Origin of the sequence: Nocardiopsis trehalosi NBRC 14201 (assembly GCF_001552555.1) — a bacterium.
GTDB lineage: Bacteria > Actinomycetota > Actinomycetes > Streptosporangiales > Streptosporangiaceae > Nocardiopsis_B > Nocardiopsis_B trehalosi.
Genome location: NZ_BCRK01000074.1, coordinates 1 through 26,922, shown reverse-complemented (window position 1 = coordinate 26,922; position 26,922 = coordinate 1). Strand labels below are relative to the sequence as shown.

Annotated in this window: 27 protein-coding genes; 20 read left to right on the top strand and 7 right to left on the bottom strand. The window is 72.9% G+C overall.

Annotation, left to right across the window (positions count from 1 at the left end; translation table 11 throughout):
• The coding region (locus NT8_RS14840) for a hypothetical protein (protein ID WP_217999190.1) at window positions 1-182 on the bottom strand (182 nt) is incomplete at its 3' end.
• 116 nt (window positions 183-298) lie between these two features.
• Between NT8_RS14840 and NT8_RS14835 the strand changes: the two genes are divergently transcribed.
• The 11 genes from NT8_RS14835 to NT8_RS14785 all read left to right on the top strand — a co-directional run bounded on the left by NT8_RS14835 (window position 299) and on the right by NT8_RS14785 (window position 11,058).
• Window positions 299-1,765, top strand: coding sequence for an SCO6880 family protein (locus tag NT8_RS14835; RefSeq protein WP_067969388.1), 1,467 nt, complete (start codon window positions 299-301; stop codon window positions 1,763-1,765).
• Between the two features lie 13 nt (window positions 1,766-1,778).
• Window positions 1,779-3,410 (top strand): hypothetical protein, encoded by a 1,632-nt coding sequence (locus NT8_RS14830; RefSeq protein ID WP_245646187.1) that lies wholly within the window; start codon window positions 1,779-1,781, stop codon window positions 3,408-3,410.
• Window positions 3,411-3,415: 5 nt separating this feature from the next.
• Window positions 3,416-5,233, top strand: coding sequence for a type IV secretory system conjugative DNA transfer family protein (locus NT8_RS14825; protein ID WP_067969386.1), 1,818 nt, complete (start codon window positions 3,416-3,418; stop codon window positions 5,231-5,233).
• 67 nt (window positions 5,234-5,300) lie between these two features.
• Window positions 5,301-6,905 (top strand): hypothetical protein, encoded by a 1,605-nt coding sequence (locus tag NT8_RS14820; protein WP_067969384.1) that lies wholly within the window; start codon window positions 5,301-5,303, stop codon window positions 6,903-6,905.
• A 28-nt stretch (window positions 6,906-6,933) separates the two neighbouring features.
• Window positions 6,934-7,422 (top strand): DUF4913 domain-containing protein, encoded by a 489-nt coding sequence (locus NT8_RS14815; RefSeq protein WP_084468947.1) that lies wholly within the window; start codon window positions 6,934-6,936, stop codon window positions 7,420-7,422.
• Between the two features lie 172 nt (window positions 7,423-7,594).
• The gene (locus NT8_RS14810) at window positions 7,595-7,798 is read left to right on the top strand and encodes a hypothetical protein (protein ID WP_157515827.1); all 204 of its coding nucleotides are present in this window, start codon (window positions 7,595-7,597) and stop codon (window positions 7,796-7,798) included.
• A gap of 165 nt (window positions 7,799-7,963) precedes the next feature.
• Window positions 7,964-8,479 (top strand): hypothetical protein, encoded by a 516-nt coding sequence (locus tag NT8_RS14805; protein WP_067969379.1) that lies wholly within the window; start codon window positions 7,964-7,966, stop codon window positions 8,477-8,479.
• Window positions 8,480-8,758: 279 nt separating this feature from the next.
• Complete coding sequence (locus NT8_RS14800; protein WP_067969376.1) at window positions 8,759-9,265, top strand: hypothetical protein; 507 nt, start codon at window positions 8,759-8,761, stop codon at window positions 9,263-9,265.
• A gap of 32 nt (window positions 9,266-9,297) precedes the next feature.
• Window positions 9,298-9,669 carry a hypothetical protein gene (locus NT8_RS14795; RefSeq protein ID WP_157515824.1) on the top strand — a complete coding sequence of 124 codons (372 nt, stop codon included), beginning with the start codon at window positions 9,298-9,300 and terminating at the stop codon, window positions 9,667-9,669.
• A gap of 63 nt (window positions 9,670-9,732) precedes the next feature.
• A complete protein-coding gene (locus NT8_RS14790) occupies window positions 9,733-10,515 on the top strand; it encodes a hypothetical protein (RefSeq protein WP_067969372.1) in 783 nt (260 codons plus the stop codon).
• 39 nt (window positions 10,516-10,554) lie between these two features.
• Window positions 10,555-11,058 (top strand): hypothetical protein, encoded by a 504-nt coding sequence (locus NT8_RS14785; protein WP_157515822.1) that lies wholly within the window; start codon window positions 10,555-10,557, stop codon window positions 11,056-11,058.
• A 66-nt stretch (window positions 11,059-11,124) separates the two neighbouring features.
• On the opposite strand, the gene NT8_RS14780 is transcribed toward NT8_RS14785, so the two are convergent.
• Window positions 11,125-11,427 carry a type II toxin-antitoxin system HicA family toxin gene (locus tag NT8_RS14780; RefSeq protein WP_067969366.1) on the bottom strand — a complete coding sequence of 101 codons (303 nt, stop codon included), beginning with the start codon at window positions 11,425-11,427 and terminating at the stop codon, window positions 11,125-11,127.
• On the bottom strand, window positions 11,420-11,635 hold the full coding sequence (locus NT8_RS14775; RefSeq protein ID WP_067969363.1) for a type II toxin-antitoxin system HicB family antitoxin: 216 nt from the start codon (window positions 11,633-11,635) through the stop codon (window positions 11,420-11,422). Before NT8_RS14775 ends, NT8_RS14780 begins: the two co-directional genes overlap by 8 nt.
• Before the next feature lie 489 nt (window positions 11,636-12,124).
• Here NT8_RS14775 and NT8_RS14770 point away from each other — a divergent pair, with 489 nt between their 5' ends.
• The 4 genes from NT8_RS14770 to NT8_RS14755 all read left to right on the top strand — a co-directional run bounded on the left by NT8_RS14770 (window position 12,125) and on the right by NT8_RS14755 (window position 17,081).
• On the top strand, window positions 12,125-13,072 hold the full coding sequence (locus NT8_RS14770) for a hypothetical protein (RefSeq protein ID WP_217999189.1): 948 nt from the start codon (window positions 12,125-12,127) through the stop codon (window positions 13,070-13,072).
• Complete coding sequence (locus tag NT8_RS14765; RefSeq protein WP_067969358.1) at window positions 13,065-14,342, top strand: glycosyltransferase family protein; 1,278 nt, start codon at window positions 13,065-13,067, stop codon at window positions 14,340-14,342. The genes NT8_RS14770 and NT8_RS14765 overlap by 8 nt, the downstream gene beginning before the upstream one ends.
• A gap of 497 nt (window positions 14,343-14,839) precedes the next feature.
• Window positions 14,840-16,276, top strand: a complete 1,437-nt coding sequence (locus NT8_RS14760; RefSeq protein WP_157515820.1) for a hypothetical protein — start codon at window positions 14,840-14,842, stop codon at window positions 16,274-16,276.
• A gap of 256 nt (window positions 16,277-16,532) precedes the next feature.
• Complete coding sequence (locus NT8_RS14755) at window positions 16,533-17,081, top strand: GNAT family N-acetyltransferase (RefSeq protein ID WP_067969396.1); 549 nt, start codon at window positions 16,533-16,535, stop codon at window positions 17,079-17,081.
• 81 nt (window positions 17,082-17,162) lie between these two features.
• Here the strand turns inward: NT8_RS14755 and NT8_RS14750 are convergent, their stop codons facing one another.
• Together NT8_RS14750 and NT8_RS14745 are read right to left on the bottom strand one after the other, a co-directional pair.
• Complete coding sequence (locus NT8_RS14750) at window positions 17,163-18,341, bottom strand: methyltransferase domain-containing protein (RefSeq protein ID WP_067969352.1); 1,179 nt, start codon at window positions 18,339-18,341, stop codon at window positions 17,163-17,165.
• A gap of 93 nt (window positions 18,342-18,434) precedes the next feature.
• Window positions 18,435-19,376: an alpha/beta fold hydrolase gene (locus NT8_RS14745; RefSeq protein WP_217999187.1), complete on the bottom strand. Its 942-nt coding sequence runs from the start codon at window positions 19,374-19,376 to the stop codon at window positions 18,435-18,437.
• Window positions 19,377-20,528: 1,152 nt separating this feature from the next.
• Between NT8_RS14745 and map the strand changes: the two genes are divergently transcribed.
• The 4 genes from map to NT8_RS14725 all read left to right on the top strand — a co-directional run bounded on the left by map (window position 20,529) and on the right by NT8_RS14725 (window position 24,907).
• Complete coding sequence (map, locus tag NT8_RS14740) at window positions 20,529-21,299, top strand: type I methionyl aminopeptidase (protein WP_067969349.1); 771 nt, start codon at window positions 20,529-20,531, stop codon at window positions 21,297-21,299.
• 356 nt (window positions 21,300-21,655) lie between these two features.
• Window positions 21,656-22,888 carry a helix-turn-helix domain-containing protein gene (locus NT8_RS14735; protein WP_067969346.1) on the top strand — a complete coding sequence of 411 codons (1,233 nt, stop codon included), beginning with the start codon at window positions 21,656-21,658 and terminating at the stop codon, window positions 22,886-22,888.
• Between the two features lie 331 nt (window positions 22,889-23,219).
• On the top strand, window positions 23,220-24,350 hold the full coding sequence (locus NT8_RS14730; RefSeq protein WP_067969344.1) for an NAD(P)-dependent oxidoreductase: 1,131 nt from the start codon (window positions 23,220-23,222) through the stop codon (window positions 24,348-24,350).
• Entirely contained in the window at window positions 24,347-24,907 is a 561-nt protein-coding gene (locus NT8_RS14725) for an NUDIX hydrolase (protein WP_067969342.1), read from the top strand. Before NT8_RS14730 ends, NT8_RS14725 begins: the two co-directional genes overlap by 4 nt.
• A 135-nt stretch (window positions 24,908-25,042) precedes the next feature.
• Here the strand turns inward: NT8_RS14725 and NT8_RS14720 are convergent, their stop codons facing one another.
• Window positions 25,043-25,507 (bottom strand): MarR family winged helix-turn-helix transcriptional regulator, encoded by a 465-nt coding sequence (locus NT8_RS14720; protein WP_067969339.1) that lies wholly within the window; start codon window positions 25,505-25,507, stop codon window positions 25,043-25,045.
• Window positions 25,494-26,252, bottom strand: a complete 759-nt coding sequence (locus NT8_RS14715; protein ID WP_067969337.1) for an alpha/beta fold hydrolase — start codon at window positions 26,250-26,252, stop codon at window positions 25,494-25,496. Before NT8_RS14715 ends, NT8_RS14720 begins: the two co-directional genes overlap by 14 nt.
• Before the next feature lie 145 nt (window positions 26,253-26,397).
• Here NT8_RS14715 and NT8_RS14710 point away from each other — a divergent pair, with 145 nt between their 5' ends.
• A complete protein-coding gene (locus tag NT8_RS14710; RefSeq protein WP_245646186.1) occupies window positions 26,398-26,856 on the top strand; it encodes a nuclear transport factor 2 family protein in 459 nt (152 codons plus the stop codon).
• Window positions 26,857-26,922: the final 66 nt, after the last annotated feature.

Genomic DNA, 26,922 nt, shown 5'->3' with positions numbered 1-26,922 from the left:
CCCGCCGCGAGCGGGCCGCCCTCCGGCGGCACCACCGGCACGCCCGCGGTCCACGGCTCCGCGCCGACCTCGGGCGGGACCCCGCCCACCCCCTCGGGGGCGGCGCAGCCCGGAACGAGCGCCCCGGCGCCCGCCGCGGGCGGCGGGAACCCGGCCGTGCCGACGCCCTCGGGTGCCGCCACCGCCGCGTCCGGGGCGCCGCCCAGCGGCCCGGCCCCCGCACCCACGGCCGACGGCGCGGCGGGCTCCGACCCGGACCACCTCCCCGACGGCGCGATCTAGACCTTGAGGACGTGACATGACACAGCGGACCTACGGCGGGTGGCGCCGCAAGCGCAGCATCGGCCTGCTCGGACTCGGCTTCACCTCGACCCTCGTCCTCCTGGGCTGCCTGATCGTGCTGATGCTGGTCGCGTTCATCGACCAGCGGTACGCGAGCTACATGGTCCCGCCCCTCGTGGTGGTGTTCGCGCTCGCGCTGATCCCCGTCCAGGGCGGGTCGCTGCTCAGCTTCGTGCTGACGCGCGTGCGCTGGTGGTGGGCGACGGTGCGCGGCCGCACCCGGTACCGCGCGGGCGTCCTGGTGGAGCACCCGCGAGCGTTCCAACTCCCCGGCGTCCTGGCGCCGGTGACCCTGCTGTCGGCGGAGGACGGGCGCGGCGGGCGGTTCGGCATCGCCTGGAACCGGCGGCTGGGCCACATGACGGCGACCATCCTGGTCTCCTCCAACTCGGTGTGGCTGGCCGAGGACGGCGACGTGGACACCTGGGTGGCCAACTGGCACAACTGGCTCGCCGGGTTCGGCTACATGCCGTGGGTGCCGTGGGTGACGGTCACCGTGGAGTCCAGCCCCGACCCCGGGTCGACGCTGCGCGACCAGGTGGAGGCGGCGATCGACCCGTCATCGCCGCTGGCGGCCCGGCGGATCATGGGCGAGCTGGTGTCGCTGGCGCCCGCGGTCAGCGCGCAGATCGAGACCCGCATCGCCATCACCTTCGACCCCCGCCGGTTCCCCACGGCGCCCAAGGGCCGGCTGGAGGCGGCGGCGGAGGTCAACAACTTCCTCAACCAGATCGAGAGCGGGCTGGGCGGCTGCGGGGTGAGCGTCATCGGGCGGGCCACCCCCGAGCAGCTCGTCGCGACCGTGCGCAGCGCCTACGACCCGGGGTCGCGCGGGGTGATGTCGCAGATGACCTCGGCCGCGGCCGACGGCATCGAGACGTCCAACTGGTCGGAGGCCACCCCGGTCGGCGCCGAGGCGCTGCACGACCGCTACCTGCACGACAGCGGGATGAGCGTCGCCTGGATCTGGCAGCAGGCCCCGCGGACCCACGTGACGAGCACGGTGCTGTCGCAGCTCCTCGCCCCCACCCGGTGGACGAAGCGGACGACGCTGATGTTCCGGCCGTGGCCGGCGTCGTCGGCGGCGCGCGCGCTGGAGAGCCAGAACACCGCGGCGCAGTACAAGAGCGAGATGTCCGCCCGGCTGCGGCACCGGATCAGCGCCCGGGACAACCAGGACCTCGCCTACGCGCGCCAGGCCGCCCAGGAGGAGACCATGGGCGCCGGCCTGCTCCAGATGAGCCTCTACGCGTCGGTGACGGTCGAGAACCCCGAGGAGCTCGACCGCGCGGTGTCGCACACCGAGTCGTCGGCGGAGACGTCGCGCATCCGGCTGCGGCGCGCCTGGGGCAGCCAGGACGTCGCGTTCGCCACCACCCTCCCCCTCGGGGTGTGCCCGCCCTTCCTCTCCCAGCGGAACTGACCAGGAGCCCCGCATGGTTGCCACCAGGAACGACGAGACGGCCCCCGGCGCGCCGCGGCGCCGCTCGGCGCGCGCCGAGCGCAAGGAGCGCAAGGAGCTCGCCCGGCGGGAGCGCCGGGCGCAGCGCACCGCCGCCCGGGGCGCCGAGGCCCCGCGCGGCAAGGGCGGCGGCAAGGGCAACGGCAAGGGCGGCCAGGCCGACCCGTTCGGCGCCGACGTCAAGGAGGCGCTGGCCCCGGTGATGGGGTGGGCGCACCGCGACGGCGGGACCTCCGTCAACATCCCCCAGGTGCCCGAGTACCAGGCGACCACCGCGCAGGCGTGCGGGCTGTTCCCGTTCGTCACCAGCAGCAAGCCCCCGTCGGTGGGCACGCCGATCGGCCGCGACCTGCTGTCGGGCGAGGTGGTGTGCCTGGACCCGATGGCGTGGCTGCGCGCGGGCCTGGTCACCAACCCGGGCTGCTTCGTGCTCGGCCAGCCCGGCACCGGCAAGTCGACGCTGGTGAAGCGGCTGGTCACCGGGTCGGTGGCGTTCGGCACGCAGGCGATCATCCTCGGCGACACCAAGCCCGACTACACCAACCTCATCAAGTACCTGGGCGGCCAGGTCGTGCGGATCGGCCGCGGGCTGGACCGCATCAACCCGCTCGACTCGGGGCCGCTGGGGGCGTCGCTGGCGCACCTGAACGCGACCGAGCGCGAGCAGCACCGGTGGGAGGTGCGCTCGCGCCGGCTCTCCCTGCTCATGGCGCTGTGCACGCTGATCCGCGAGGACCGCATCACCAACGCCGAGGAGGTCGTGCTCGGCGCGGCGATCGACCTGCTCGACGAGCGGCTCGGCGACACCCGCCAGCCCACCGTGCCGGACGTGCTGCGGGTCATCGAGGAGGGCCCGGACGGGCTGCGCTCGGTGGCGCGCGCCGGGTCCGCCGACCGCTACGACGAGCGCGTCGACCACCTGGTGTTCACCCTGCGGCTGCTGTGCACGGGGTCGCTGGCCGGGGTGTTCGACGGCCCCACCACCAACCCCATCGACCTGGAGGCGCCCGGGGTCAGCGTCGACATCTCCCGGGTGGGGGCGGCCGGCGACAAGCTGCTGACCGCGGCGATGCTGTGCACCTGGAGCTACGGGTTCGGCATGGTCGACGCGGCGGCGCTGCTGGCCGAGCACGGCGTCATGCGGCCGCGCTCCTACATCGGGGTGATGGACGAGCTGTGGCGGGCCCTGCGCGGCGCCCCCGGCCTGGTGGAGTACGCCGACTCGCTGACGCGGCTGAACCGCAGCAAGGGCATGGCGTCGGTCATGGTCACCCACTCGCTGAGCGACCTGGAGGCGCTGGCCAGCGAGGAGGACCGGGCCAAGGCGCGCGGGTTCGTCGACCGGTCCGCCATCACCATCCTGGCCGGGCTGCCGCCGCGCGAGCTGGCCAGCGTCAACCAGATCACCCCGCTGACGGGGCCGGAGCAGGGGCTGGTGTCGTCCTGGTCATCGCCCGACTCCTGGCAGCCGGGCACCCTGCACCCCGGGCGCGGGCGCTACCTGATCAAGACGGGCGCCGAGCGGCTCGGCATCCCGGTGCAGATGACCCTGACGGGCGACGAGTTCGACCTGTACGACACCGACCAGGCTATCCGGAGGGCGTGAGGGCGATGGCGCTGCAGAGCAACAAGTTCCAGCCCCGCGGCGGGGCCATGGCGGCGGGCACGCCCCCGCTGCTCGTGGTCCTCGCCCTGTGGGGCGTGGTGGCCCTGTTCGGGGTGGTGTGGGTGGCCGCGTGGCTGGCCGCCCTGGTCACCCCGGGCGAGGTCGGGTCGTTCGGCGCCCGGTGGGTGCTGTGGCTGGTCACCGGCGACACCGGGCAGGCGTGGCCGGGCACGCCGACGCTGCTCGTCGTGCTGTTCACCGCGGTCATGGGCGGCGGGCTGGGCTACCTGGGCTACCGGGGCTTCCTGCTGGTGCGCGCCCGGCTCGGCAGCGAGGGCGACCCCGTCACCGCGCTCAACGTGGGCAACTCCGACGTCGCCGAACTCGCCCGGCCCGAGGCGGCCGAAAAGGCGGTCCGGCTGCGCAAGCACAGCCTGCGCGGGTCGCAGGGCGCGTCCCTGGACAACCGGGACGTGGGGCTGACCCTCGGCGACATGAAGCTGCCGCACGGCCGCACCGGCAAGCGCCTCTTCGCCTCGTGGGAGGACACCGTCCTCGCCTACATGGCGCCCCGCGCCGGCAAGACCACGGCGCTGGCCATCCCCTATGTGGTGGACGCGCCCGGCCCCGCGCTGGCGACCAGCAACAAGGGCGACGTGTGGGCGGCGACCGCGAAGCTGCGCGAGGAGCGCACCGGCGAGCGGGTGTGGCTGTTCGACCCGCAGAGCATCACCCACCAGGGGCAGCAGTTCTGGTGGAACCCGCTGCGCAACGTCAAGACCGTCGAGGACGCCTACCGGCTGGCCAGCCACTTCGTGCTCACCATCGACGACGAGGACTCCAAGAAGGACATGTGGGGGCCGGCCGCCAAGGCCCTCATCTCCCAGCTCATGCTCGCCGCCGCGCTGGGCGACGAGCCCATGGAGCGGGTGGCGGAATGGCTGCACGACGCCAAGCAGCCGCGCCCGATCGAGATCCTGTTCGACCACGGCTTCATCGCCTACGCCGAGGCGCTGCGCGAGACGCAGAACATCGTCAGCGAGACCCGCGACGGCATCTACACCACGGCCCGCACGGCCGCCCGCTGCCTGGACGACCCGGAGATCATGCTCTGGGTCAACCCGCCCGAGGACGGGGAGATGGACGAGTTCGACCCGCGCGAGTTCGTCCGCTCCAAGCAGACGCTGCACCTGCTCAGCAAGTCGCGGTCGGCCGCCGCCCCGCTGATCGCGGCCATGACCGACGCGATCTTCATCGCGGGCGAGGAGGCGTCGGAGGGCATGGGCGGGCGGCTGGACCCGCCGCTGGTGGCGGTGCTGGACGAGGCCGCCAACATCTGCAAGATCGCCGACCTGCCCGACCTGTACTCCCACCTCGGTTCGCGCGGCATCGTGCCGGTGACCATCCTGCAGAGCTACCGCCAGGGGGTGCGCGTCTGGACGGAGAACGGCATGGAGGCCATGTGGTCGGCGGCCACCGTGAAGCTCTTCGGCGCCGGCCTGGACGACCACAAGATCGTCGAGGCGCTGGCCAAGCTGATCGGCCAGCACGACGTGTCGACCACGTCGTTCAGCTACGGCGACGGCAAGGGCAACCACTCGGTGCAGCTGCGCCGCCAGGAGATCATGGAGGGCGCCGACATCCGGCGGATCGGCAAGGGCGAGGCCCTGCTGTTCGCCACCGCCGCCCAGGCGACGCTGCTGAAGATGTGCCCCTGGTACACGGGCCGGGACGCGGAGCGGATCGGCACGGCCATCACCGAGGCCGAGAAGTCGGTCACCGAGAACGCGCAGCGCAGGTACGCGCGCACGGACAACCCCTGAACCCGAGGAATCCGACGGCTTCCGCCGTGCCCGGTGGGGGTGCCGGGCCGAGAGAGACGAGAGGGACATGAGCGAAGAACGACGGCCGCCCGAGCGGCCGAGCATCGCCGACCGCGTGGGGCCGGCCGTCGCCGAAGCCGTCAGGTCGTCGGGGCCGGACGCCACCGACCGGCGCGGCAGCCTGGGCGTCGCCGACCAGGTGCAGCAGACCCCCGGGGTCATGGGCGAGGCCATCATGGAGGCGCTGATGGCGTTCCTGCGGGCCAACGCCCGGCACAACCGGCGCGGAGGCCGGCTCGCCGGCAAGGGCATCGGCATGGCGGTCCTCGTCGCCGGGGCCCTGCTCGCACGGGCGTACCGCAACCGCAAGGCGCGCAACGGGCAGGACAACAACCAGGTCACGCACGTCTCCAACCCGCAGGTGGCCAACCCCGTCAACGTCGAGATCGCGCGCGTGGCGCGGAACGGGTCCGGCGACCGGGAGCTGACCGGCACGATCCGCAAGGCGATCGAGAACAACCCCGGCATCCCCGCGGACGTCAAGGCGCACGTCGCCGGGCCGTCCGGGGACGCGGCGATCGACCGGGTCCTGGAGTCGGTGACGCCCCGGCAGGTCGACTCCGCGCTGCGCTTCACCAAGCGGCAGGAGGAGCTGATCGAGCGCGTCTCGGTGGCGTGGAACACCGACCTCGGGTTCAACGGGTCGTTCGAGGACGGGTGGCGGCACGCCCGCGCCAACCCCGCGCTCGCCGGGCCCGGCGACCCCGTGGCGGCCGCCGACGTGCCGGAAGGGTGGCAGGGGTTCGCCGGGTGGGATTCGCGGACCCCGCCGAGCCCCGAGGACCTGGACCGGCTGCACGGAGCCTGGCTCAGCGCCATCGCCTCGGTGGAGCCCGAGGCGGCCGACACCCGGCGGCGGATCGAGGCGCTGGTGGCCAAATGGGACCCCCAGCGGTACGCGGGGTACTCCGAGTGGCTGGTCCGCGAGGGTATGCGGACCGGGAACTACGACATCCACTCGCCGGGGCTGGACCGGATCAGCGCGGCCGAGAACGCCGGGGTGCACGCCGGGGCCGACGCCCCGGTGGCGGCCGACGGCCGCCCCCTGAAGCTCCCGGAGCAGTGGGAGCGCCTGACCGCCGACCCCGACGAACTGCGCCGCATGGACGCCCCCCGCCTCCGCGACCTGGTGGGCGCCTGGACCCTGCACACGGGGGCGGAGAACGGCACCCCCACCCCGCTGGCGGACCCGGCGGCGGCGGCCCTGGAGAACTTCACCCGGCGGCTGGCCGAGGCCAACCCGCAGGCCGGTGCGGAGTACGTCCGGCTCACCGAGGCGGGGCGCACCCCCGCCCAGGCGTACACCGAGGTCTCGCGGCGGGCCTCCGGCCACCCGTTCGCCCCGGACACCCGGATCACTCCGGCGGAGGAGCGGCCGGAGGCGCCGCGGAGGGCGCCGGCGCCGCGGCGCGCGGCGGACACCGCGGAGGCGCTGGTGGGCCTGGTCCAGTTGGGTCGCGAGCTGACCCCGGCGGCCGTGCAGGGCGCCGACGACCCGCTCAACAGCGCGTTCTCCCCCGCGGAGCAGACCGACAAGCTGAGCCGGTACCCGCGCTCCGCGGCCGCCGACAAGCGGCACACGAAGACCCCCGACCGACGCGCCTCCCGGTGACGGCACCGACCGAGGAAAGGACGAGACCATGAGCACGACCTCCGAGGAGCACGGCCCCGTCACGGAGGAGGAGGACGAGGTGCGGCTGGCCGACCTCTACCCGGACTCCGCGACGGACGGGGAGTACGACCCCGAACTGGAGGAGGACGACGGCGGCGCGGCCGACGACGGCGCCGACCGCAAGCCGGTCTTCAAGAACGTCGAGGAGTTCGTCACCTACCGCTTCATCCCGATGTACTCCCGTCCCGAGGGCGGGCAGTTCCGGTGGTGCCGCGAGTGGTGGCGCCACCCCGAGGCGGTGTCCCGCTTCCACGCGCTGTGGCACGCCTGGGAGGTGCTGCGCTGGGAGCCCGGTACGGGCATGGCGGTCTGGTACCGCGACCACCTCGACTACCAGATGACCGTGCTGATGGGCGACACCGGCCCGTTCCGCGAGTGCACGTCGCGCCGCCACCAGGACCCCCGCCCCCTTCCGGCCGACCCGGCCCCCGAGGGGTGGTTCGAGGACGAGTGGTAGCCGGCGCGCCCCCGCGCCGGGCGCGCGGCCCGCCCCGTACGCGGGACGGCGGACGTGCGCCCGGCCCGGCCGGGCCCCTGAGGAACGGACCAAGGTGAGACCCTCCGAATACCTGCATACCGACAACCCCGTGATTCTGGAAAAGGCATTGAAGGAGAAGAAGCAGGAACTGTTGAACGCCGTGAACGAGGCCAACAGGTCCCGCGGCGAAAAGGAGTGGAAGAAGGTCGAGAAGGCGGTCGAGACCTATAACAAGGTCATCACCCGCGCCTCCGCCTTCAACTCCGACTCCGAGCGCAACACGCGCGTACGGAACGTCCCGTCGCGCGTGAACATCAACCAGTTCTCCTCCCTGCGACCGCGGTCCGGGCGCTAGCGCCCGAACCGCCGTGCCCCGAGGCGGTGACCGCGGTCGCGGGAGGAGAAGGCGCGGCAGCAGGCCGGATACCGGCCTGCCGCTCGGCGCCGGACCACTCGCAAGCGACCAGCGGAAAGAGACTCCATGGGAGACATCCACCTGCCACGGCCGATCATGGAAGTGGTGAACCGCGCCAAGAAGGAAGTCGAGGGGAACGCGGTCTCCATCGGTAGGAAGGTCAAGGCCAAGGCCGTCAGCGGCAACAAGGTCAAGGGGTCGTACAAGAGCCTGGACGACATCTTCAAGGACTTCCGCGACGAGATCGAGAAGGAATTCATCAAGTCGTTCAAGAACCAGTGGAAGCGCTACCACCCGCTCGGGGAGGACCCGAAGAAGCCGCCGCTCCGACTGGTGGTGGGGGAGAAGGTCCGCTTCTCCGCCGAGCAGTTGGACGAGTTCCGCAAGCGCGAGGGCGTGAAGCCGACGAAGGCCGGCGGGCTGTTCGGCAAGAGCAAGGCCCAGCGCGAGGCGGAGCGGCGGGAGGTCGAGACCTGGCTCACCCCTCAGCAGGTGTTCAAGGCCGAACGCGAGCGGCAGCGGCGCGAAGGCCCGTCCGGGAACCTGACCTCCGGCACCTACCGGGGGCGCAGGGGCATGGAGGACGCCAAGCGGAAGGCCAAGCACTACAAGAGCATCTGATCCGGCGCGGGCCCGTCGCATGACGGGCCGTGGCCGCCCCGCCCCCCGGCGCGACCGCCGGGGGGCGGTTTCGGTTTTCACTGCGCGAACCGAGGGGAATTTACGGACATTTCTCCCGAATTTCCGGCTCCCGGGCCTTGATTCGCAACGTCCGGCTGGGAGATCGTAAGCGCCGGAGCGGACGGCCGGGTGCCGCCGCGACACGGACGTGAGGGGACGGGGTCCGGCGGGCCGACAGGCCGCCGGTGCGGCGGGGAACGGGGAGGAAGGCGGTCCGGCGTGTTCGAGACCCTGGTCGGGGTGATGACGACGGTGGGCAACGCGCTCTCCAACGGCGACGGGCTCCGGCTGCTCATCTACGGCAACACCGCCGTCCTGCTGGCGATCAACTCGATCGCGGGCCGCAGCACGGCGCGCAAGAAGTTCGAGGCGCTGCGGAACAAGGCATTGACGGCGGGCGGCCCCCTCACCAAGCAGCGGCTCGCGATGGAACAGTGGGCTGAGCACCAGCGGCAGCGGGCGGAGCTCGCCAAGGAGCGCGTCGACGCCCGCGCCGACCGCGCCAAGGCCGCCGAGCAGGTCGCCCGGCACGCGCAGAACGTCGAGCGGAACTCCTACGGCGTGTCCGCCTCCGCGAGAAGCATCGCCTCCATCTTCAAGGAGGCCAACGAGAAGCGCGACAAGGAGGCGGAGAAGACGCCGAAGCTCATCCTGCCCGAGGTGAGCCGGCGGCCCCTGCCGCAGCAGGGCGCGGCGTCCTCCCCCAAGGCGAAGGGCACCCGGTAGGCCGTCGGCCACCGCCATAAGAAAGGGAGGGCATGGACGCACTTCAATGGCAGATGCTCGCCGTCGCCGCGCTCACCACCCTGCTGCTCGTCGCCGACCGCGTACTGCGTCGGCGCCGCAGTGGCGCCGGGACGGCCGCGCCGACCGCCGACGAACTCGAAGCCCTGGCCGCGGCGCGCCGCGACCTGGAGGCTTTGGGCCTTCCGCTGGCCCGGCAGGAGGCCACCGCGGAGAGCCGGGTGGACCTGCTCGCCGAGGCCGTGGAGGACGCCGCCGAGGGCCGGGCGCTCGTCGCGCTGGCCGACGTCGCCCGGCAGGTCCGCGCGACCGACCAGCAGTCCGCCCACGCCGAGCGCAGCGTGGTCGCGGTGATCGGGACGGAGGGTCGGGCCGATGGCGCGTGACCGGATCGGGCGCGACCGCGCGCCCGCGTGCCCGCCGACCGGCGGGCACCGCTTGGAGAAGGGGTGGCGCCCGTGGTAGGCGGGATCGTCCTCGCGGCGTTCGCCGTCATCTACGCCCTGGTGATCCGCAAGGTGAGCGCGGACAACCGGGCGGCGGCGATGGAGCTGGTGTCGTCGCAGAAGGAACTGCGCAACAAGGGCGAGCAGGACTACGTCGCCATTGACAAGGCGCTGACGACCGGCGAGGGCCACCAGCGCTACGTCAACGAGAACTCACTCACCAAGGATGACGCGAGCCGGGCCCAGTACGCCATGGCCGCGGCGCTCATCCGGCAGTCGGCGACGACCATGGAGCGCTACCGCTCCTCGTTCCTCAACGACCTGTCGCCCTACATGGAGGGCGACAACCCCCGCATCGCCTATGCCGGGAAGCGCACCAAGAAGCTGAAGCTGGTCGACGACTCCCACCTCAACGCCGAGCAGAAGGACACCGTCACCCGCATCATCAAGGAGTACAACGACACGCTGGCGGTCAGTCCGCGGCGGTCCTTCCTCGAACGGTTCAACCTGGTCGAACCGGTCGACCTCAATGGGCGGGCCGACGAGCTGCACTACGGGATGCCCCCCGACCAGGACCCGCCCATCCTCGACCCCGCCGCGTTCGACGAGGCGCTGGGGGTGTCGGTGCCGCACGGCATCCGCGCCGTGCTCGGACGGCGCAAGAAGGAAGGCCCCAAGGAGTTCAAGGACTCCAGCCTGTACCAGCGGGCGCGGCATCAGGCCGATAAGGCGCTCGCCCGGCGCGCCGCGCAGAACGGCGGGAAGGGGAAGGGACCAAGTGCGTAAGTCCGTCCGCCCCTGCGCGGGGGCATGGGAGGGGGCGCGGTGACAGGTCCCGAGGTGCTGTTCTCCGTCCTGTTCGTCTACTCCTTCGCCGTGCTGCTGCACGTCCTCCGCTCCTCACTGAACCGGGCGGAGGAGATCCCCGACGTGCTCTTGGCGTTCGACGCCGACAACACGGCCGAGGCGCGCCGGGCCGCCGTCCGGCAGGACGTGCTGCGCCGCCGGATGGAGCTCATCCGCGAGTGCGAGGAACGGGCCTACGGCGCCGAGGTGCGGGAGAAGGAGCCGGCCGACGGCGACCGCTCCGCCGTCGCCGACCCCGAGGAGGGCGCCCGGCTGCTCGCCGGGCTGCGGGCCCGGCTGGCCGAACTCGACGCCGAGCGGGACCGCCGGATCGAGGAGGTCGACCAGGAGGCGGCCGACACGCTGAGCCGGCGCCGGGCCGCAATCGCGGCCACCGCGCCCTACGACCGCGCGCTGCGCGTCGCCGTGTGGGTCGCCCTGGGCTGCCTGGTGCTGCTCGCGCTGCTGTCGGTGGTGCTGTAGAGCGGAACCCCGGCCGCGCGGTGCGCGGCCGGGGGCGCCTCCCTCAGGGGCGGGTCCGCCCGGGGGTCATCTGCCCTTCTTCTTGGGCTTCTTGTCGTCCTTTCGGGCCGACTCGGCCGCCTTCTTCCCGCTCCCGGTGTTGCGGACGGCGCCGAGGATGCCGCTCTCCTTCTTCGGGGTCTGCGGCTTGGCCGCCATCTGGCGCCGGATGCTGCCCATGGTGCCCTTCGGGATCTCCTTGTTGTTCATGGGCACGATCACGACCTGGCCCTCGGGGCCCTTGTACTTGGCGTGGCTGCCCTTCTGGTTCTGGAAGGAGTACCCCTTGGCCAGGAGTTCCGCGGCGACCTCCTTCCCGGTCTTACCCATCCGTACTCACCTCGATGACGGTGAGGGCGGGGTCCTCCAGCGGCTTCGGCGCGGGCTCGCCCTCCAGGTACAGCTCCAGGGCCTCGGTGATCATCGCCTCCGCCTCTTCGCGGGTGTCCCCGAAACTCGACACCTCGACCTCCAGGCACTGCGCCACGTACTGGTCGCCCTCGCGGTGGACGACGACGGTGACTCGGTGTGCTGCCATGCTGCTCTCCTCGATGTGATCGCTGCCTGCTCCCGGGCGGCCGGTCGGTCGGGGCGCCGTGCGCGGTCGGACCCTTCCGGAGCCATCATCAGACGGTCCGCGCGGAGGCCGCGTTCCGCCCCCGGCCCCGCGTCCGGGCCGGTCGGGCGGCCGGGAGCGGACACGGGCGCGGGGAACCGCCGCCGGCCCGGGTGCGTCGGGGCGGACGGAATGCGCGCCGCCATTTGTGGCGGATCATCGCAAAAACGCGAAATCGATCGAAAGGGATATCCGCATTCGGAGCACACCCCCGCTCGGCGGAAATCCCCAGGGCCCGAAAAGGGCCTTGCGGGCGCATCATGACGCTGACTACACTCCGGAATCGGTCGAATCGCCGATGTATTCCTCCGCAGCGCTTGGCCCTATCGAGAGGCAAGCACCATGCCGGTCGAACTCCGGGAACACACCGACATCGATTTCTCGTTCACGCCCACCGAAAACGATCACCTGGTGTCCCGGTTGCGGGAGATCACGGCCAACCCCTACGTCGACTATCCGGCGTTCGACCGCGACGTCGGCCGGGCGCTGGACGACGGCACGGTGCCCGCCCGCTTCGCCGACTTCTGCGCCGAGGCCCGCGCGTGGCCGCGCCACGAGCGCCCGGTCATCACCCTCGCCGGCTGCCCGATCGACCCCCACCTCCCCCTGCTCGACTACAGCGACCCCGTGGCCGACAAGCGGGCCCGCAAGCACACCTACGTCTCCGAGGCGTTCCTGCTGGTCTACGCCCGGCTCATGGGCCAGGAGCCGATCGGCTACATCAACGTCAACGACGGCGACGTCTTCCAGGACATCCACCCCTGGGACCGCATGGCCGACACCCAGTCGCAGAAGGCCCTCCAGGACATCGGCTTCCACAAGGACCTCGCCAACCACTTCGTGCGCCCCGACTGGGTGAACATCATCGGCCTGCGCCAGGCCGCCACCAGCTACGTGTTCACGTCGTTCACCCGCAACATCGACGTGCTCGACGCCCTCACCCCGGCGCAGCGCGAGATCCTGTCGCGGCCCGCCTTCCACACCCCGTTCGACGACCTCAGCGTCGCCGGGGCCAACGCCGAACTCGGCACGGCCGACGTCCATCCGGTGATCGGGGGCGCGTCCGAGTACGACATCCGCGTCTTCGAGAACCGCACGATCGGCCTCACCCCCGAGGCGCAGCAGGCGCTCTACGCGGTCGTCCGGCTGCTGCACCGCAACAAGAGGCGGTTCCGCATCCTGCCCGGCCGGTTCCTCGGCGAGGCCAACAACGAGAGCATCCACTGCAAGGAGGTCGTCCACTACGACGACCCCGCCGACCTCCGCACCCGCTGGCTGCAGAAGACCGTCAACGTCGCCGACCTGTCCCAGCACGCGCGGCACTTCGTCCCCGACCGGGAGCGCACCGTCAATGGCTGAACCCCGCGAGGCCCTGGTCGTCCTGGCGATCGACGGGGCGACCACCCTCGAATGCGGCATCGGGGTCGCCGTGTCCTGCTTCCTCCGCGCGTACGACCAAGTCCGCCGGCTCGCCCCGGGCCCGGCCGGGGCGCGGCCGGCGCTGTACGCCATCGGGCCCGGGGTCGCCGCCGCGTCGCCCGACCACCGCGCCGACCTCGCGGCCGAGGTCGCGGCGGTCTGCGCGGCCGAGGGCGGCCGGCTGCTCACCTACCCGGTGCCCGACGGCTCCTCCCTGCGCGCCGCCTGGGGGCTGGCCGACCCCGCCGCGTGGCGGGACGCCTGCGCCGAGGCCGCCCGGCTCGTACGGGGCATCGCCGACGCCCACTCCCGCACCACCGTCGTCGCGCACGGCGTCATGCTGACCAACCTGCGCTCCTTCCTGGCCGACCGGGCCGACGTCCGGGTGTCCTTCGTCGCCCACAGCCTGGGGATGGCCGGCCGCGACCCCCTCGCCCGGCAGCGGGTCGACTGGGAGACCGCGGGGTTCGCGGCCATGCGGGCGGCGCCGGACGACTCCGTCGCCTACGTCAGCCGGTTCACCCAGGGGCTCCTGCGCGACTCCTACGGGGTTCCGGACGACCGCCTGGTGCCGTTCCTCAACGGCGTCTGGGCCGACGACCCCAAGTTCGCCCGCCGCGGCCCCGCCCCCGAGGTCCTCGACCGGTACGGGGTGCCGCCCGACCGCGACCTCGTGTTCTCGTGGGGGCGGTGCGTCCCCAGCAAGGGCTTCGACCTCATCCTCGACGGCTGGGCGGCGCTCCTCGACCGCGACCCCGGCCGCGACGAGCACCTGGTGCTGCTCATGCCGTCCGCCGTCGCCCCGGCCGACCACGCGGCGGCGCTGCGCGACCGGTGCGCCGCGCTGGGGCCCAAGGCGGTCACGCCGGTCTTCGCCTTCTCCGACGAGCTGCCCGCGGCGGTGCTGACCGCGCCCCGGCTGCGCGCCGTGGTCTTCGCGAGCGAGTTCGAGTCCTACATGCTCACCGCGGCCGAGGCCATCACGCTGGCCGCACCGCACGTCCAGCACGTCTACTACGGCATCCCCCCGGTGCGCGAGCAGTACGCGGGCATGGCGAACGCGCACGAGTTCGGCGAGCGCGCGCCCGGCGCGGTCGCCGACGCGCTGGCGGCCGCGCTCGGCAGCGGAGCCCGGGACACCAAGGCCGCCCCCGACTTCATCCACGAGGCCGCCCGCTACCTCACGGCCCTCCACCCCGACACGACATGACCCACCCCCACCCGCCCCAAGCCAGGTGTGCACCCGCCGCCCGAAGGGCGCCCTCCGAAGGGGTTCCGGACCGATCCGCGACGGCCGGGGCGACGCTCACCCCCCGGCCCGAGGCGGCCGTCCCCGTCCGGCCGTCCGAGCCGACCGGCGCGACGACCGCCGGTCGGGCCGCTGCCGTGCGTACCTGCGGAGCACCCACGGCACGGACGCCAACGCGGGCCCGAAATGACGCGTAGACCACGACCGAAACACGGCCCACCGACCAGACGGGTCGTCCCCCGGCGCGCACTCCACCACCTCGAAACAGCGGCCACCCCACTCGGCACGACCGTGGCGACCACCTGCATGGACCAGCCGCGCATGACACCAAGCACACGACCGAACCACCCCCTACCTACCGGGCGGACCACCCCCGCGCGGACGCTCCGCCAGCTCGAAACGACCGTGACCCCACTCGGCACATCCCCGGCACTCACCGGCATGGACACCAGACCCGCATGACGCGAAGGACAGGACCGAACGGCGGAGCACCGACCAGGCGGACCGACCCCCCACGCGTACTCCGCCACGTCGACGCGGTCGTCTTCACCCTGCTCGGCGCCTCCGTGGCGGTCATCGGCGTCGCCGCCCACGACGCCGGACGCGCGCTGGGCGACCCGGCGGTCTCCGGAACCCTCCTCCAATTCCGCTTCGCGGGCGCTCTGGCCGGATCGCTGCTGCCGGGGGTGCTGGGGCGGCGGCGTCCCGTCTCGGCCCTCCTGGCACCGGCATTGGCGGTGGTCGCGGCGTCGGCGGCCGTGCTCGCCGCCGGTCGGGGGGCCTTCCCCGTTCTGGCGGCGGGCCACCTGCTGCTGGGCGCGGCGACGGCGGCGGTCCTGGTCGTGCTGACCTCGGACGCGCTGCGCGGCGGGCGCTCCACCGTGCTGGTGCAGCAGACCTCGTTCGGCGCCGGGGCGTGCTGCACCCTGACCCTGCTGGCGGCGGGCGCCCCCGCAGGGGCCTCCACTCCGGCGGCCGTCCTGGGCGTCGTGGCCCTCGCCGTGGGCGGTACCGCCGCCGCCACGGCCGCGCTTACACGGCGGTCACCCACCGCGGTGCCCCCCACCGCAGGACCCACCGTCGACCGCGCGCCGGAGGACGGCTCCGCCGCCGCGCCCCCACCACGGACGCCCGACCCAGACACCGCCGCCTCCGCGACCGACCCGCCCGGGAACGGCCCCGCCACCACACCCACCCCACGGGCGCCCGCCCCGGAGACCGCCACCCCCGCGACCGGCCCCACGCCCGTGGCGGCCTCCGCCCCCGGGCCCGCTTCCGAGTCCGCCCGCGCATCCGCCCGCCCCCCGGCACGGGGCGCGGTGGCGCTCCTCCCCCTCTACCTGGCGGTCGTCCTCTACGCCGGGATCGAGAACGGGTGGATCAACTGGCTCTACGCCTGGCTCACGGCCTCCGCGCCCCTGGGGCTCGACCCGGCCGACCGGTGGGGCGTACTCGCCGTGTTCTGGGCGGCCATGACGGCCGGGCGCATCGGGGTGCTGGCGCTCTCCCGGGTCGGCCGCGCGCTGCCGCACGCCGGGGTGCTGGGGGCGGGCGCGGTCGCGGCCGTGTCGTTCGGGCTGGCGGCCGCACCGGGGGCGTACTGGCTGGTGGCGGTCGTGGGCGTGGCGCTGGGGCCGGTCTTCCCGGCCGTGCTGCGTGCCTTCGGCGACCGGTCCGCAGCGGGCTATCTCGCGGTCGCGCTCACATCGGTGGCGAGCGCAGCCGGGTCGGTGCTGCTGGCGGGCAACGCCGGCCGGGTCATGCAGGTGTTCGGCACCGACGCGTTCCCGCTGGCCATGGCCTGCCTGGCCACCGCCCTGCTCCCACTCCTCCTCGCCACCACCCGCCGCCGCCCGCCACCCGCCCCGGACGCCCCCGACCCACCGGCCCGCTGACCCCACCCACCACCCGGCCGACCCGCGCCGGAACCGCCCCGATCACGCCGACCACGTCACCCACCGGCTCCGGCAACGGAGGCGGGCGGGGGCAGTTCGCCCCGCCCCGCTGGTCGCCGCAGAGGCCGCCGCCCCTCCGGGCCGCGCCGGCGCCCCACTCGCCCCACTCGTACCGACATAGGACGACCCCCGCCCCAGGCGCCACCGGGTGGCGTGGGACGATGCGGTGTCCCGCACGGCCACGGTGGAGGTGGAGATGTTCGCGATCCCCCTGGGCGACGGCGCCGAGCTGCGCCCGCTGGAGCCCTGGCAGGCCGAGGAGTTCCTCGCCCACATGGATCGCGGCCGCGAGTTCGTCGGCCGCCACATCGGCCTCGCCGACGTCACGTCCGACCTCGACTCCGCGCGGGCCTGGCTCCAGTCCTACGCCGACAAGGCCGCCGCCGACGCGGGCCGCCTGTACGGCATCTGGCTCGACGGCACCCTCGTCGGCGGGGTCCTGTTCCGGGTGTTCGACGCCGTCCACGGCACCTGCGAGGCCGGCTGCTGGCTGGAGCCGTCGGCGGCGGGCCGCGGCCTGGTCACCCGCGCGGCGCGCACGATCATCGACTGGGCGTTCCGGGAGCGCGGCATGCACCGCGTGGAGTGGCACGCCTCCAGCGAGAACACGGCGAGCATCCGCGTCGCCCAGCGGCTCGGCATGCGCCGCGACGGCGTCCTCCGCGCGAGCCACCCCTACCGGGGCACCCGCCAGGACATCGAGGTGTGGTCCGTCCTCGCCCCGGAATGGCCCCCGCCCGCCTGACCTCCCGGCCGCGTCAGACCTTTCCGGTCCCGCGGCACCCCGAACACGGCCGCGTCTCCTGGCGGCCGTCGTGGTTCACGGTCACGGTCCCCGTTCCTCCGCACATCGAGCGGTCGACACCGCCGTGCTTGCCCATGAGATCCCTCCGATCCGGTGGTCCGGCCGGTCCAGCCAGACGTGGTGGCCCTCGCGGTCGACGGTGAGGCCGAACCGCTCCCGGCCCGGCTCGCCCCAGCCGACCCAGGTGAAGTACGCGTCCCGCGCCTCCGACCACAGGTCGCGCGGGCCTCGTTCGGACACCGCGGCGTCGCCCCCGTCGGCGTGGCGGACCACCAGGGCGTGCGACTCCCCGGCGGTGTCGCGCAGAGCGAGCCGGTGGGTGCCGTCGGGCGCGTCGCCCGCGTTGACGTGGACGTCGGGCAGCAGACCCGCCAAGGCGACGGCGCAGCCGCGTCCCGACCCGGTGAGGCGCCGCGGATCGAGTCGGGTGGTGGATTCCCGGGGCTCTCCGCGCAGCGGGCGGACGACGTGGCGGTGGGCGCGCAGGAGCATGAAGGAGCCGTCCCCGTGCAGGCGCCCGACGGCGCCGTCGCCCGTGGCGGTCAGGCGGACCCGGTGGCCGCCTCCCTGCACGCGCGGCATCCACGGGGCGACGATCACCCCGCCCTGCCGCGTCTGCTCCACCCACGCCCACGGCACCTCGGTGACGCCGCAGGTGGCGTGGACGCGGTCGTAGGGGGCGCCGGCCGGGTGCCCGTACCCCCCGTCGCCGACGACCAGGGCGGGCTGGTGGCCGGTGCGCCGCAGGTTGGCCTCGGCGGTGCGGGCGACCTGGGGGTCCACCTCCACGGTGGTGACGCGGTCGCCGCCGAGGCGGTGGGACAGCAGGGCCGCCGTCCAGCCGGTCCCCGTGCCGATCTCCAGGACGCGGTCGCCGGGCGCGGGGTCCAGCAGGTCGAGGAAGGCCGCCACGAGGCTGGGCGCGGTGGCGGACGACGAGGGCAGCACGCTCGCGGCGGCGCTCTCCTCGGTCAGCGGGGTGGCGCCGTCGTCGACCTGGGTGAGGATCGTGGCGTCGCCGCGCACGGCCGCCCGCCAGGCGTCCGGGTCGGCGTCGCGGTCGATCCAGCGGCCGGGGCCGCCGTCCATGGGGGTGGCCCACGCCCGGGTCGGCACGAAGCCGGCGCGGTCGACCGCGCGGAAGGCGTCGCGCCACGCCGGGCCCGCGAAAGCGGCCGTCCCGGTCCCGTCATCGTCCATATCCGCAGCGTAGGAACCTGGTGCCGGTCCGCGCGGGCGATGGCCGGGTGCGGCCGCCGGGCGGCTGGAGGGCGCCGCGCGCGGGCGTCCGGGTCACGCGGGCCCGAAGGCCGGCGCGGGGCACGGCCGGGCGGTGGCGGGGAGGAGGGTGCGGGTGATGTGGGCCAGGGGGGCGGGGGTGGAGAAGTTGACGGCGTGGGCGGCGCCGGGGATCTCCACGAGGTGGCCGCGCGGGAGGAGGCGGGCGGCCTCGGCGGCCCAGGCGTGCGGGACGACCGGGTCGCGGGCGCCGCGCACCACCACGGCGGGGACCGCGACGTTCGGCAGCTTGCGCTCGATCGGGTCGGCCAGGGCGTGGCGGAGGGTGGCGGCCAGGCGGCCCGGTCCGCACCGGAGGTAGTCGCGGGCGACGACCGGGACGAGGGCGGGCGGTTCGCGGATGGTGTCGCGCGCCATCCGGGCGAGTTGGCGGACGGCCGACCGGGCGGCGGGGTCGACCGTGGGGCTGTTCAGCACGAGCGGTCCGGCGACGTCGGGGGCGTGCACGGCGAGGTCCACGACGACCTGGCAGCCCATCGAGTTGGCGACCAGGGGCAGGCCCGTACGGCCGGTGGCGCGCAGCCAGTCGGCGAGCGCGGCGGCCAGCCCGCGGATGTCCAGGGCCGCCGCCGGTCCGGGGCTGCGCCCGAAGCCGGGGAGGTCGACGGCGGTCACCCGCACCTCGGGGGCGAGCGCGCGGGCGAACGGGGCGAAGTAGCGGTGCGAGCAGCCGAGGCCGGGCACGCACACGACCTCGTACGGCGCGTCGGGCGGTCCCGTGACCCGGGCGTGCAGGCGCGGGGCCGCCGGCGCGGCCGGGCGCGGCACGGGGACCGGCGGGGGTGCGGCGCGGGGCAGGCCGGACAGCAGAGCGGTGGCACGCGGCGGGTCGGCGGCGCTGCGGCGGAACCGGCCGGGCCCGGCCGCGGCCGGCCCTGCGGCGGCGCGGTTGCCGAGGCGCATGGCGATCGCCCCTTCGATCCGGATGTGGACCACGGCCGCTACCCCTTGCGAGGTAAGGGAAACCGGGCGGTGCGCCGACCTCGGCGAACCCCGGGGCGAGGGCGGCGCCTGTCGGGGGCCGGACGGCTCTCCCCGTGGGCGCGGCGCGCATGCGGCGACGCCGGACGGACGCCCATTCCGCGCACGAACGCCACCAGGACGGGACCGGCGCACGCCCCTTCCCAACGGGTGCCGCGCGGACGGCACCGGACGGGCGCCGTCCGCACGGACCACACGAGAGCAGGACCAGCGCCCACCCCTACCGGCAGACGGCGCGTGGACGGCAGCGGACGGGCGCCCCGTGCCGCTCGGTTCGCGCTGGAACGTTGCCGGAGAAGGTCATTCCAGCATCGCGCGGAGGCGGGACCGGGGGTGACGCGCGCGAGCGGAATCGGCCGACCGCCTCTCCCCCACCGGCGGGCATCGGCGCTCGGCCGGGTCGTCGGAGCGCGCCGAGGCGGTCCGGCTGCGCGCCGGGCGCGCCCGGGTCGACTTCCTTCCCGCTCGGGCGGCGCGGACATACGGCTCTGCGGGCGTCCCCACACACGGATGGCACGAGGCGGGACCGAACGGACGCCCTCGTCGTCGTGCTGGGGGGCCGGCGAACAGACTTCGTAGGCGAGAGGAAGACCCGACGCCCTCCCCCGCACGGGCGAGGCCGACGTGCTGTCCGCCCTGGCCGAGCGTGCGGGAGCGGACGGCACGAGGGCAGGTCAGGACGGGCGCCCTCCTTCGGCTCGGTTCGCGCTGATGCGACACCAGGGGAGGCCCTACAGGCGTCGCGTCGAATCCGGACCGGGGGCGACGCGCGCGAGCGGAGCCGGCCGTCCGCCTCCGCCTCACGGGCGGGCGCCCGCGCGCGCCCGGGGCGGCGCCCCCGTACGAGCGGCCCGGACGTACGGCCCTAGCCGACGCCCTCACCCGCACGGGCGAGGTCGGCGCGGGCGACCCGCTGCACCGACCGAAGGAGGGGTGCCCTCACCCGCACCGGCGAGGTCGGCGCGCTGTCCGCCCTGTCCTCGGGTGCGGAAGCGGACGGCCGCCCTCACCCGCAGGGGCCGCGGTACGGTCGGCGCCAACCCGGTTGGTATTGGTATACCGGTGGCGGTAGGGTGGTATTTATATACCGGACCTGGAGGGGAACCTGTGATCGAGGTGAAGTCGGCCGCGGAGGTCGAACGGATGGCCGTCGCCGGGGCGTTCGTGGCGGAGATTCTGACCGAGTTGCGCGGAATCGCCGCCGTCGGGGTCAACCTGCTCGACCTGGAGCGGCACGCGCGCGAGATGATCCGCAAGCGGGGGGCCGTGTCCTGCTACTGGGACTACTCCCCCTCGTTCGGCCGGGGCCCGTTCCGCAACGTCATCTGCCTGTCGGTGAACGACGCCGTCCTGCACGGCCTCCCGTTCGACTACGTGCTGCGCGACGGTGACGTGCTGACCATGGACATCGCCGTGAGCGTCGACGGCTGGGTGGCCGACTCCGCGGTGACCGTCATCGTCGGCACCGCCGACCCCGAGGACGTCCGGTTGGTGCGGGCGACCGAGGAGGCGCTGGAGGCGGCCATCGCGGCCGCGCGCCCCGGCAACCGGCTGGGCGACATCTCCGCCGCGATCGGCGCGGTGGCCCGGTCCCACGGATACCCGGTCAACACCGAGTTCGGCGGGCACGGGCTGGGCCGGACCATGCACGAGGAGCCGCACGTCGCGAACAAGGGCAAGGCCGGGCACGGGCTGCGGCTGCGCCCCGGCCTGACCCTGGCGCTGGAGCCCTGGTTCTGCCGCACCACGGACCGCATCGTGTTCGACCCCGACGGCTGGACCATCCGGTCCGCCGACGGTTCGCGCACCGCCCACTCCGAGCACACCATCGCCATCACCGAGGACGGCTGCCGGGTCCTGACCCTTCCCGCCGCCTGAGGACCGGCGAGCGCCGCCCTCCCCGTCGCCCCCACCCACCGACCGCGAGGCGGCACCTCGGAAGGCTCAGCAGCCCGGGGCAGAGGAGCATTCCCTTCTGCCCCGGGCACCACGTCCCGGTGCGCACCTCGTCGCCTTGGGACGCCGCATAAAAACGACGCCCTGTGGCGCACGACGGTTGCTCGCCATGCCGGCCTGCCGCCCTCTTCTTCCTTGGTTCACGGGGCACCAGGCAGCAGCCTACGCGGACTCTTCTGCACTGAAATCTCATGGTGTAGGTACGGACCGCTCTCTTACATGGCCATGGCACTCCCCTTAGCCTGACGGTGCAACCTGATCAGGAAGGGACAGGGCCCATGCCCCACGATGGTTCTCCGCCAGTTCCGTCCGGCTTCGGGAAGCGTGTGCAGCACTACCGCAGACGCAACGGACAAACTCGCGCGGTTCTGGGTGGTCTGGTCGGACGCTCGGCTGAGTGGGTCAAGGCGGTGGAGACCGGCCGTCTGAGCGTTCCCCGTCTCCCCCTATTGCTCCGACTCGCTGAGGTCCTTCGGGTCAACGACTTGGCCGAACTCACGGGGGAAGAGCGGCTGTCAGCGACGACGGTCACACGGGATGCCCACAACGCGTTGCCGGAAGTTCGCGCGGCCTTGACGACATACCGCTTGACGACGTCCGACGTGGAGCCGTTGACGCCTCAGCAGGCCGCTGATCGTGTACGGCTTGCGTGGCAGCTCTGGCACGACAACCCGGACCACCGGACAAAGGTCGCAAAGGTCATTCCGAGGTTGCTGACCGACCTTCAACGGACGGCGCGTCAGGTCGAAGGCAACGAGCGGCGTCAGATACTCGCCTCACTCGCCCAGGTCTACCACCTCGCCCAGCTCTACTTAAGCTTCCAGCCCGCCCAGGAACTCGTGACTCTGACGGGGGACCGGGCGATGGCCGCCGCCCAGGATGCGGACGACCCTCATGCGATGGCCGTTGCTGCTTGGTACATGAATCACGTGTTCCGCGATGTCGGCGAACGCCATGAGGCGCGCGTCGACCTGGCGATGAGTGCGGCCGAACTCGTACGACCCGACGAGGGACCGGAGAGCCTGGCCCGCTGGGGGCTACTGCAACTGGCTGCCGCGCTCTCCTACGCCAAGATCGGTCGATCCGGTGATGCGTGGCGTTATTGGGATCGCGCTGACAGAGCTGCACAGCGCCTTGGAGACAAGTACGCGCACCCCTACCTCATCTTCGGACGAGGGATGGTGGACGCTTACGCGATCACGATGAACGTTGACCTGTTGAAGGGAGCTTCAGCCGTCCGCGCGGCGAGCAGCATCAACCTCGCGTCCATGCCGTCGGCCACTCGTCGAAGCTTCCACATGATCGAGTCCGCGCGTGCGCACAAGCTTCAGGGTGAAGACATCGCGGTCGTGCATCTCCTCGTAAAGGCACACAAGGAATCTCCTGAAACAGTACGTTTCAATCGATTTGCACGATCTTCCATTATCAACCTTCTCGGAGATTCCCGGAACGGGATCATCCGCGACGACGTGCAAAATCTCGCGCGAAATATCGGTGTCGAGTTCACGTAGCCGCAACAGGGGGTACAGAAGGTACCCTTAGACGAGGGGGTAGCAGAGCTACCCCCTTTGCCATTTCGATCGCCATAAATTGGGGATGCCAGGCCCGAGTGTTCCGGTGGGGATACTCTCGGGCACAGCCAAAGCTGCAATGGAGCGCTGACATGAGCGGGCCCGACTTTCATCGCAGGGCACATCTCAACACCGCCCTCGCATCCGAATAACGGGGAACACGGCCTCCCTGCGAACGCTCGTCGCGCTCGTGCTCGTCTCCCCGCTCCCTGCCCGCGGCCGAAGGCGATTCTCGGAGGGACCTCCAGTCCCGTTCACAACAGGAGCCGCCATGCTCGAAGACTTCGAGCGCAATCGCATCTCCAGCTACTTCTCCCGTGTCGTCGACCACAAGGCTCGCGACACCCGGATCTCGACCGTCGTCATCACCCACCTGCTGGCCGACAGGCCCCTCTTCCTTCGCGCGATCGCGTCCATCTCACACCTGCGTGCCGTACTGCCGAAGCCCAAAAGTATCGATCCTGACGCCCTGACCGAATCGTCATCCCTTTGGCAGGTCGACAAGCTTGATCGGCGCTCGCTCGCTACCGCCGATGAAGCACTTTCCTACCTCGAATCGCGCGCGGCCGGAGAACGGATCGTACTTCTCGATGTCGGCGGATACTTCGCACCAGCTCTGCCTCAGCTGTGCGACCGATTCTCGGGCGAGATCGTCGGCGTCGTCGAGGACACCGAAAACGGCCATCGACGGTATCTCATGTATGGCAAGCCGCCGTGTCCGGTCTATTCGGTCGCTCGTTCGCCCTTGAAGGCCCCCGAGGACTACCTTGTCGGCCAGTCCGTGGTGTTCTCGACCGAGGCCCTGATCCGGGCTCGCGGCGACATTCTGTACGGGCGCGCAGCCGCCGTGTTGGGCTTCGGCAAGCTCGGTTCATCCGTGGCGCGGATGCTGCACGGGCGCGGCGTTCAGGTCACGGTCTACGACATCGACCCCGTGAAGCGCACCCAGGCGCTCGCGCAAGGCTTCGCGACCTCGGCGACCCTGGGACGAGCACTCGCCGGATCGGGGATCGTGGTGTGCGCCACCGGAAACCTCGCACTCCGGGCCGACGACTTCGCGCGGGTGGCCAACGGCGCGTACATCGCCTCGGTGACCTCCTCCGACGACGAACTCGAACTCGACGCGCTCGACCCTCTCTACGCCCGGGAGAGTGTCGGCGAGGCGATCACCCGATACGCCCACACCGGCCACTTCTTCTATGTGCTCAACGACGGCAACGCCGTGAACTTCCTGCACGGTGCGAGCGTGGGTGCCTTCATCTTCCTCGTGCAGGCGGAGATCATCGCCGCGGCGGCGCGGCTCATGCACGCGCCCCACGAGTGTGCGCACTACGAGTTGCCGCCCGAAGTCCGAGAACGGGTCGCGGCGACATGGCTCGACTACTTCAATGGGGCAGCATGACGATCGCCGAATCCGAGATCCGCTACGCGCTTTCCACGTACCTCGACCGCCACCCCGGCGAGGCCGTCGGTATGGCGCTCCTCCTGCACGCGCTCGACGAGAAGCACGACATCACCTCACGGAAGGAATTTCGCATCGGGCACGCCACCGCAGGCGCGGCGGTCGTCGACCCCCACGGCCGCGTGCTGATGATCCGGCACAAAGCCCTCGGCACGTGGCTGCTCCCCGGCGGGCACATCGAACCCGAGGATACGAGCCTGCTCGGCGCGAGCCTGCGCGAACTCGAAGAAGAGACGGGTATCCCCTGGCAGCAGGTGACTTCTCCCCCCGCCCTCGGTGTCATTCCCGTCGACATCGACATTCACCGTATCCCCGCCAATCCGGAGAAGGGTGAACCAGAGCACTATCACTTCGATTTCCGATATGCCCACCTGGTCGACAGCGCCGACGTGCGGCTTCAGCTCGAAGAGGTCACCGGCTTCGCTTGGCGTGCCCTGTCGGACCTGCCTGTCGGGTTGGCCGGCAGGCTCGCCCCGGTTGCTGGGGCGGGACGCTGACGGGGTCGCGCGGGCGCGGTCGAGCCGGTTGCCGGAGACGGCGGGCATCGCCGCCCCGAGAACCGGGGTGGAGGCGTCGTCGTGTGGGCCGGCCGACCCGAGGCCGCTCGCGCGCGGCTTCGGCCGCGCGGGCGGTCAGTCGGGGGTGCGGCCGGCGCGGCGGTCCACGGCGCGGCCGGCGGGCAGGCCCGACACGAACGACCGGAGGAACCCCGTGACCGGGGCGAGGTCGTGCCCCGCCGCGGCGGCGTCGATCCGGCGGTGGACGTCCTCCTCGACGGCGGCGACCGCGTCGGCGCGCGACCGGCCCTCGTCGGTCAGCGACAGCTCGATGTGGCGGCGGTCGTGCGCGGGGACGTCGCGCCGGACCAGGCCCGCGACGACCAGGCGGTCGACGAGGCGGCTGGGGCTGCCGCCGCTCTCGCACACCAGCAGTTCCCCGAGGCCGTTGAGGGTCAGGCCGGGGCGGTCGCGGAGGAGCCGCAGCACCTCGGCCTGCGAGGGCGTGAGCCCGAGGCGGCGCAGGTCCCGCGCGAGCATGCGGTTGCCCTCGCGCTGCGCCGCGAGGATGAGGTAGCGCAGTTCCTCAGCCGCGCGCATCGGCCACCCGCCTCCGGTCGACGTGCTGAGCGGTGAATTCGTCCACCGCACGAGCGTAGGCGGACGGGTGGGTGAACCGGAACATGTGCCCCGTGCGGGGGAGCACGGTCTCGCGCGCGTCGGGGATGCCGTCGAGCAGGACCCGGGCGGCCCCGGCGCCGATGAGGACGTCGTGGGCGGGGGTCAGGACCAGGGTGGGGACATCGACGCGGCCGAGGTGCGCGGTGTAGTCGGCGGAGAGCGCCGCGGTGACCCGGGCGCCGAAGGAGGTGGCGGGCGTGTTGTCGAGGAACAGCCGCCGGCTGCGGGCGGTGCTCCACGGCACCTCGCCGTCGGTGTCGTAGGGCGACGCGAGCCGGGCGGCGTGCGCGCGGAGCACCAGTGAGCGGTAGAGGGGGCCGCGGGCGCGGCCCATCAGCCGCATGGCGGCCCGGTGCAGCGGCGAGGGCAGCGGGTCGGCGGCGAACCCGCCCGAGAGGACGAGGCCGCGCAGCCCGTCGGGGCGGCGGACGGCCAGGGCGAGGGCGACCACCGCACCGAAGGAGTCGCCCACCAGGACGTAGGAGTCGAGGTCGGCCACGGTATCGGCGATCGCGTCGGCGTAGCCCTCGACGTCGGTGAGGCCGTCGGGCAGGCGCGGGGCGCGCATCGGGCGGTGGGCGAGGGGGGTCAACGGGGCGGTGTCCCAGGCCGCGCCGGAGAAGCACGGGACGAGGACGAGGGTGGGGGCGATGTCGGAGTCCATGCGATTAGATTACACGACATATATGTCGCGTCAATTAGTTGCCTGCCATCCCGACTCCCGGGAATACCGCTCGACATTTCGTACGTTGTACGTTACGTTGTACGAAGAGCGCGCCGGGCGGCGCGTGGCGAGGAGGCGGACGACCATGGCGATGACGATGGAGACGGCGGCACGGGCCGCCGAGCTGACGGGATACACCGCGACCCCCGAGGACGAGCGGAGCCTGACGGACTGGTTCGCCCGATACGACGCGCTGGCCGAGCGGGCGGACGTCGAGGCGCTGGCCGACATGGCCGTGTTCCCGATGAACACGGTCACCGACGACGGCGCCGGGAACGGGTCGGCCGCGCAGTCCGACCGCGCGGCCTACGTCCGTTCGATGGCCGAGGTCATGGGGCCCATAGCGGGGAAGGTGCGGTTCACGTCGACCCGGACGCCGTTCTTCCTGAGCGGCGCGGTCGTCGTGGTGTTCACCCGGTCCGCGGCCGAGGTCGACGGCGCCACCACCGAGATGCACTACGTGGACGTCCTGGTGAAGGCCGACGGCGAATGGCGGTTCCAGACCATGGTGCAGGCCGGGTGGGGCTCCGAAGCGATGGGCTGAGGGCCTGCGCCGGACCCCGACACCACACGGCGGGGCGGGGCGGGCGGGAGCGGGCCCGCCCGCCCC

What these genes read in the sequence shown, in the direction of transcription:
- NT8_RS14735 (WP_067969346.1), top strand. Translation starts at nt 21,656, where the DNA reads ATGCCCCACGATGGTTCTCCGCCAGTTCCGTCCGGCTTCGGGAAGCGT.
- NT8_RS14730 (WP_067969344.1), top strand. Translation starts at nt 23,220, where the DNA reads ATGCTCGAAGACTTCGAGCGCAATCGCATCTCCAGCTACTTCTCCCGT.
- NT8_RS14765 (WP_067969358.1), top strand. Translation starts at nt 13,065, where the DNA reads ATGGCTGAACCCCGCGAGGCCCTGGTCGTCCTGGCGATCGACGGGGCG.
- NT8_RS14775 (WP_067969363.1), bottom strand. Translation starts at nt 11,635, where the DNA reads ATGGCAGCACACCGAGTCACCGTCGTCGTCCACCGCGAGGGCGACCAG.
- NT8_RS14725 (WP_067969342.1), top strand. Translation starts at nt 24,347, where the DNA reads ATGACGATCGCCGAATCCGAGATCCGCTACGCGCTTTCCACGTACCTC.
- NT8_RS14750 (WP_067969352.1), bottom strand. Translation starts at nt 18,341, where the DNA reads ATGGACGATGACGGGACCGGGACGGCCGCTTTCGCGGGCCCGGCGTGG.
- NT8_RS14830 (WP_245646187.1), top strand. Translation starts at nt 1,779, where the DNA reads ATGGTTGCCACCAGGAACGACGAGACGGCCCCCGGCGCGCCGCGGCGC.
- NT8_RS14795 (WP_157515824.1), top strand. Translation starts at nt 9,298, where the DNA reads ATGGACGCACTTCAATGGCAGATGCTCGCCGTCGCCGCGCTCACCACC.
- NT8_RS14720 (WP_067969339.1), bottom strand. Translation starts at nt 25,507, where the DNA reads ATGCGCGCGGCTGAGGAACTGCGCTACCTCATCCTCGCGGCGCAGCGC.
- NT8_RS14780 (WP_067969366.1), bottom strand. Translation starts at nt 11,427, where the DNA reads ATGGGTAAGACCGGGAAGGAGGTCGCCGCGGAACTCCTGGCCAAGGGG.
- NT8_RS14825 (WP_067969386.1), top strand. Translation starts at nt 3,416, where the DNA reads ATGGCGCTGCAGAGCAACAAGTTCCAGCCCCGCGGCGGGGCCATGGCG.
- NT8_RS14815 (WP_084468947.1), top strand. Translation starts at nt 6,934, where the DNA reads ATGAGCACGACCTCCGAGGAGCACGGCCCCGTCACGGAGGAGGAGGAC.
- NT8_RS14715 (WP_067969337.1), bottom strand. Translation starts at nt 26,252, where the DNA reads ATGGACTCCGACATCGCCCCCACCCTCGTCCTCGTCCCGTGCTTCTCC.
- NT8_RS14755 (WP_067969396.1), top strand. Translation starts at nt 16,533, where the DNA reads ATGTTCGCGATCCCCCTGGGCGACGGCGCCGAGCTGCGCCCGCTGGAG.
- NT8_RS14820 (WP_067969384.1), top strand. Translation starts at nt 5,301, where the DNA reads ATGAGCGAAGAACGACGGCCGCCCGAGCGGCCGAGCATCGCCGACCGC.
- NT8_RS14835 (WP_067969388.1), top strand. Translation starts at nt 299, where the DNA reads ATGACACAGCGGACCTACGGCGGGTGGCGCCGCAAGCGCAGCATCGGC.
- NT8_RS14710 (WP_245646186.1), top strand. Translation starts at nt 26,398, where the DNA reads ATGGCGATGACGATGGAGACGGCGGCACGGGCCGCCGAGCTGACGGGA.
- NT8_RS14760 (WP_157515820.1), top strand. Translation starts at nt 14,840, where the DNA reads ATGACGCGAAGGACAGGACCGAACGGCGGAGCACCGACCAGGCGGACC.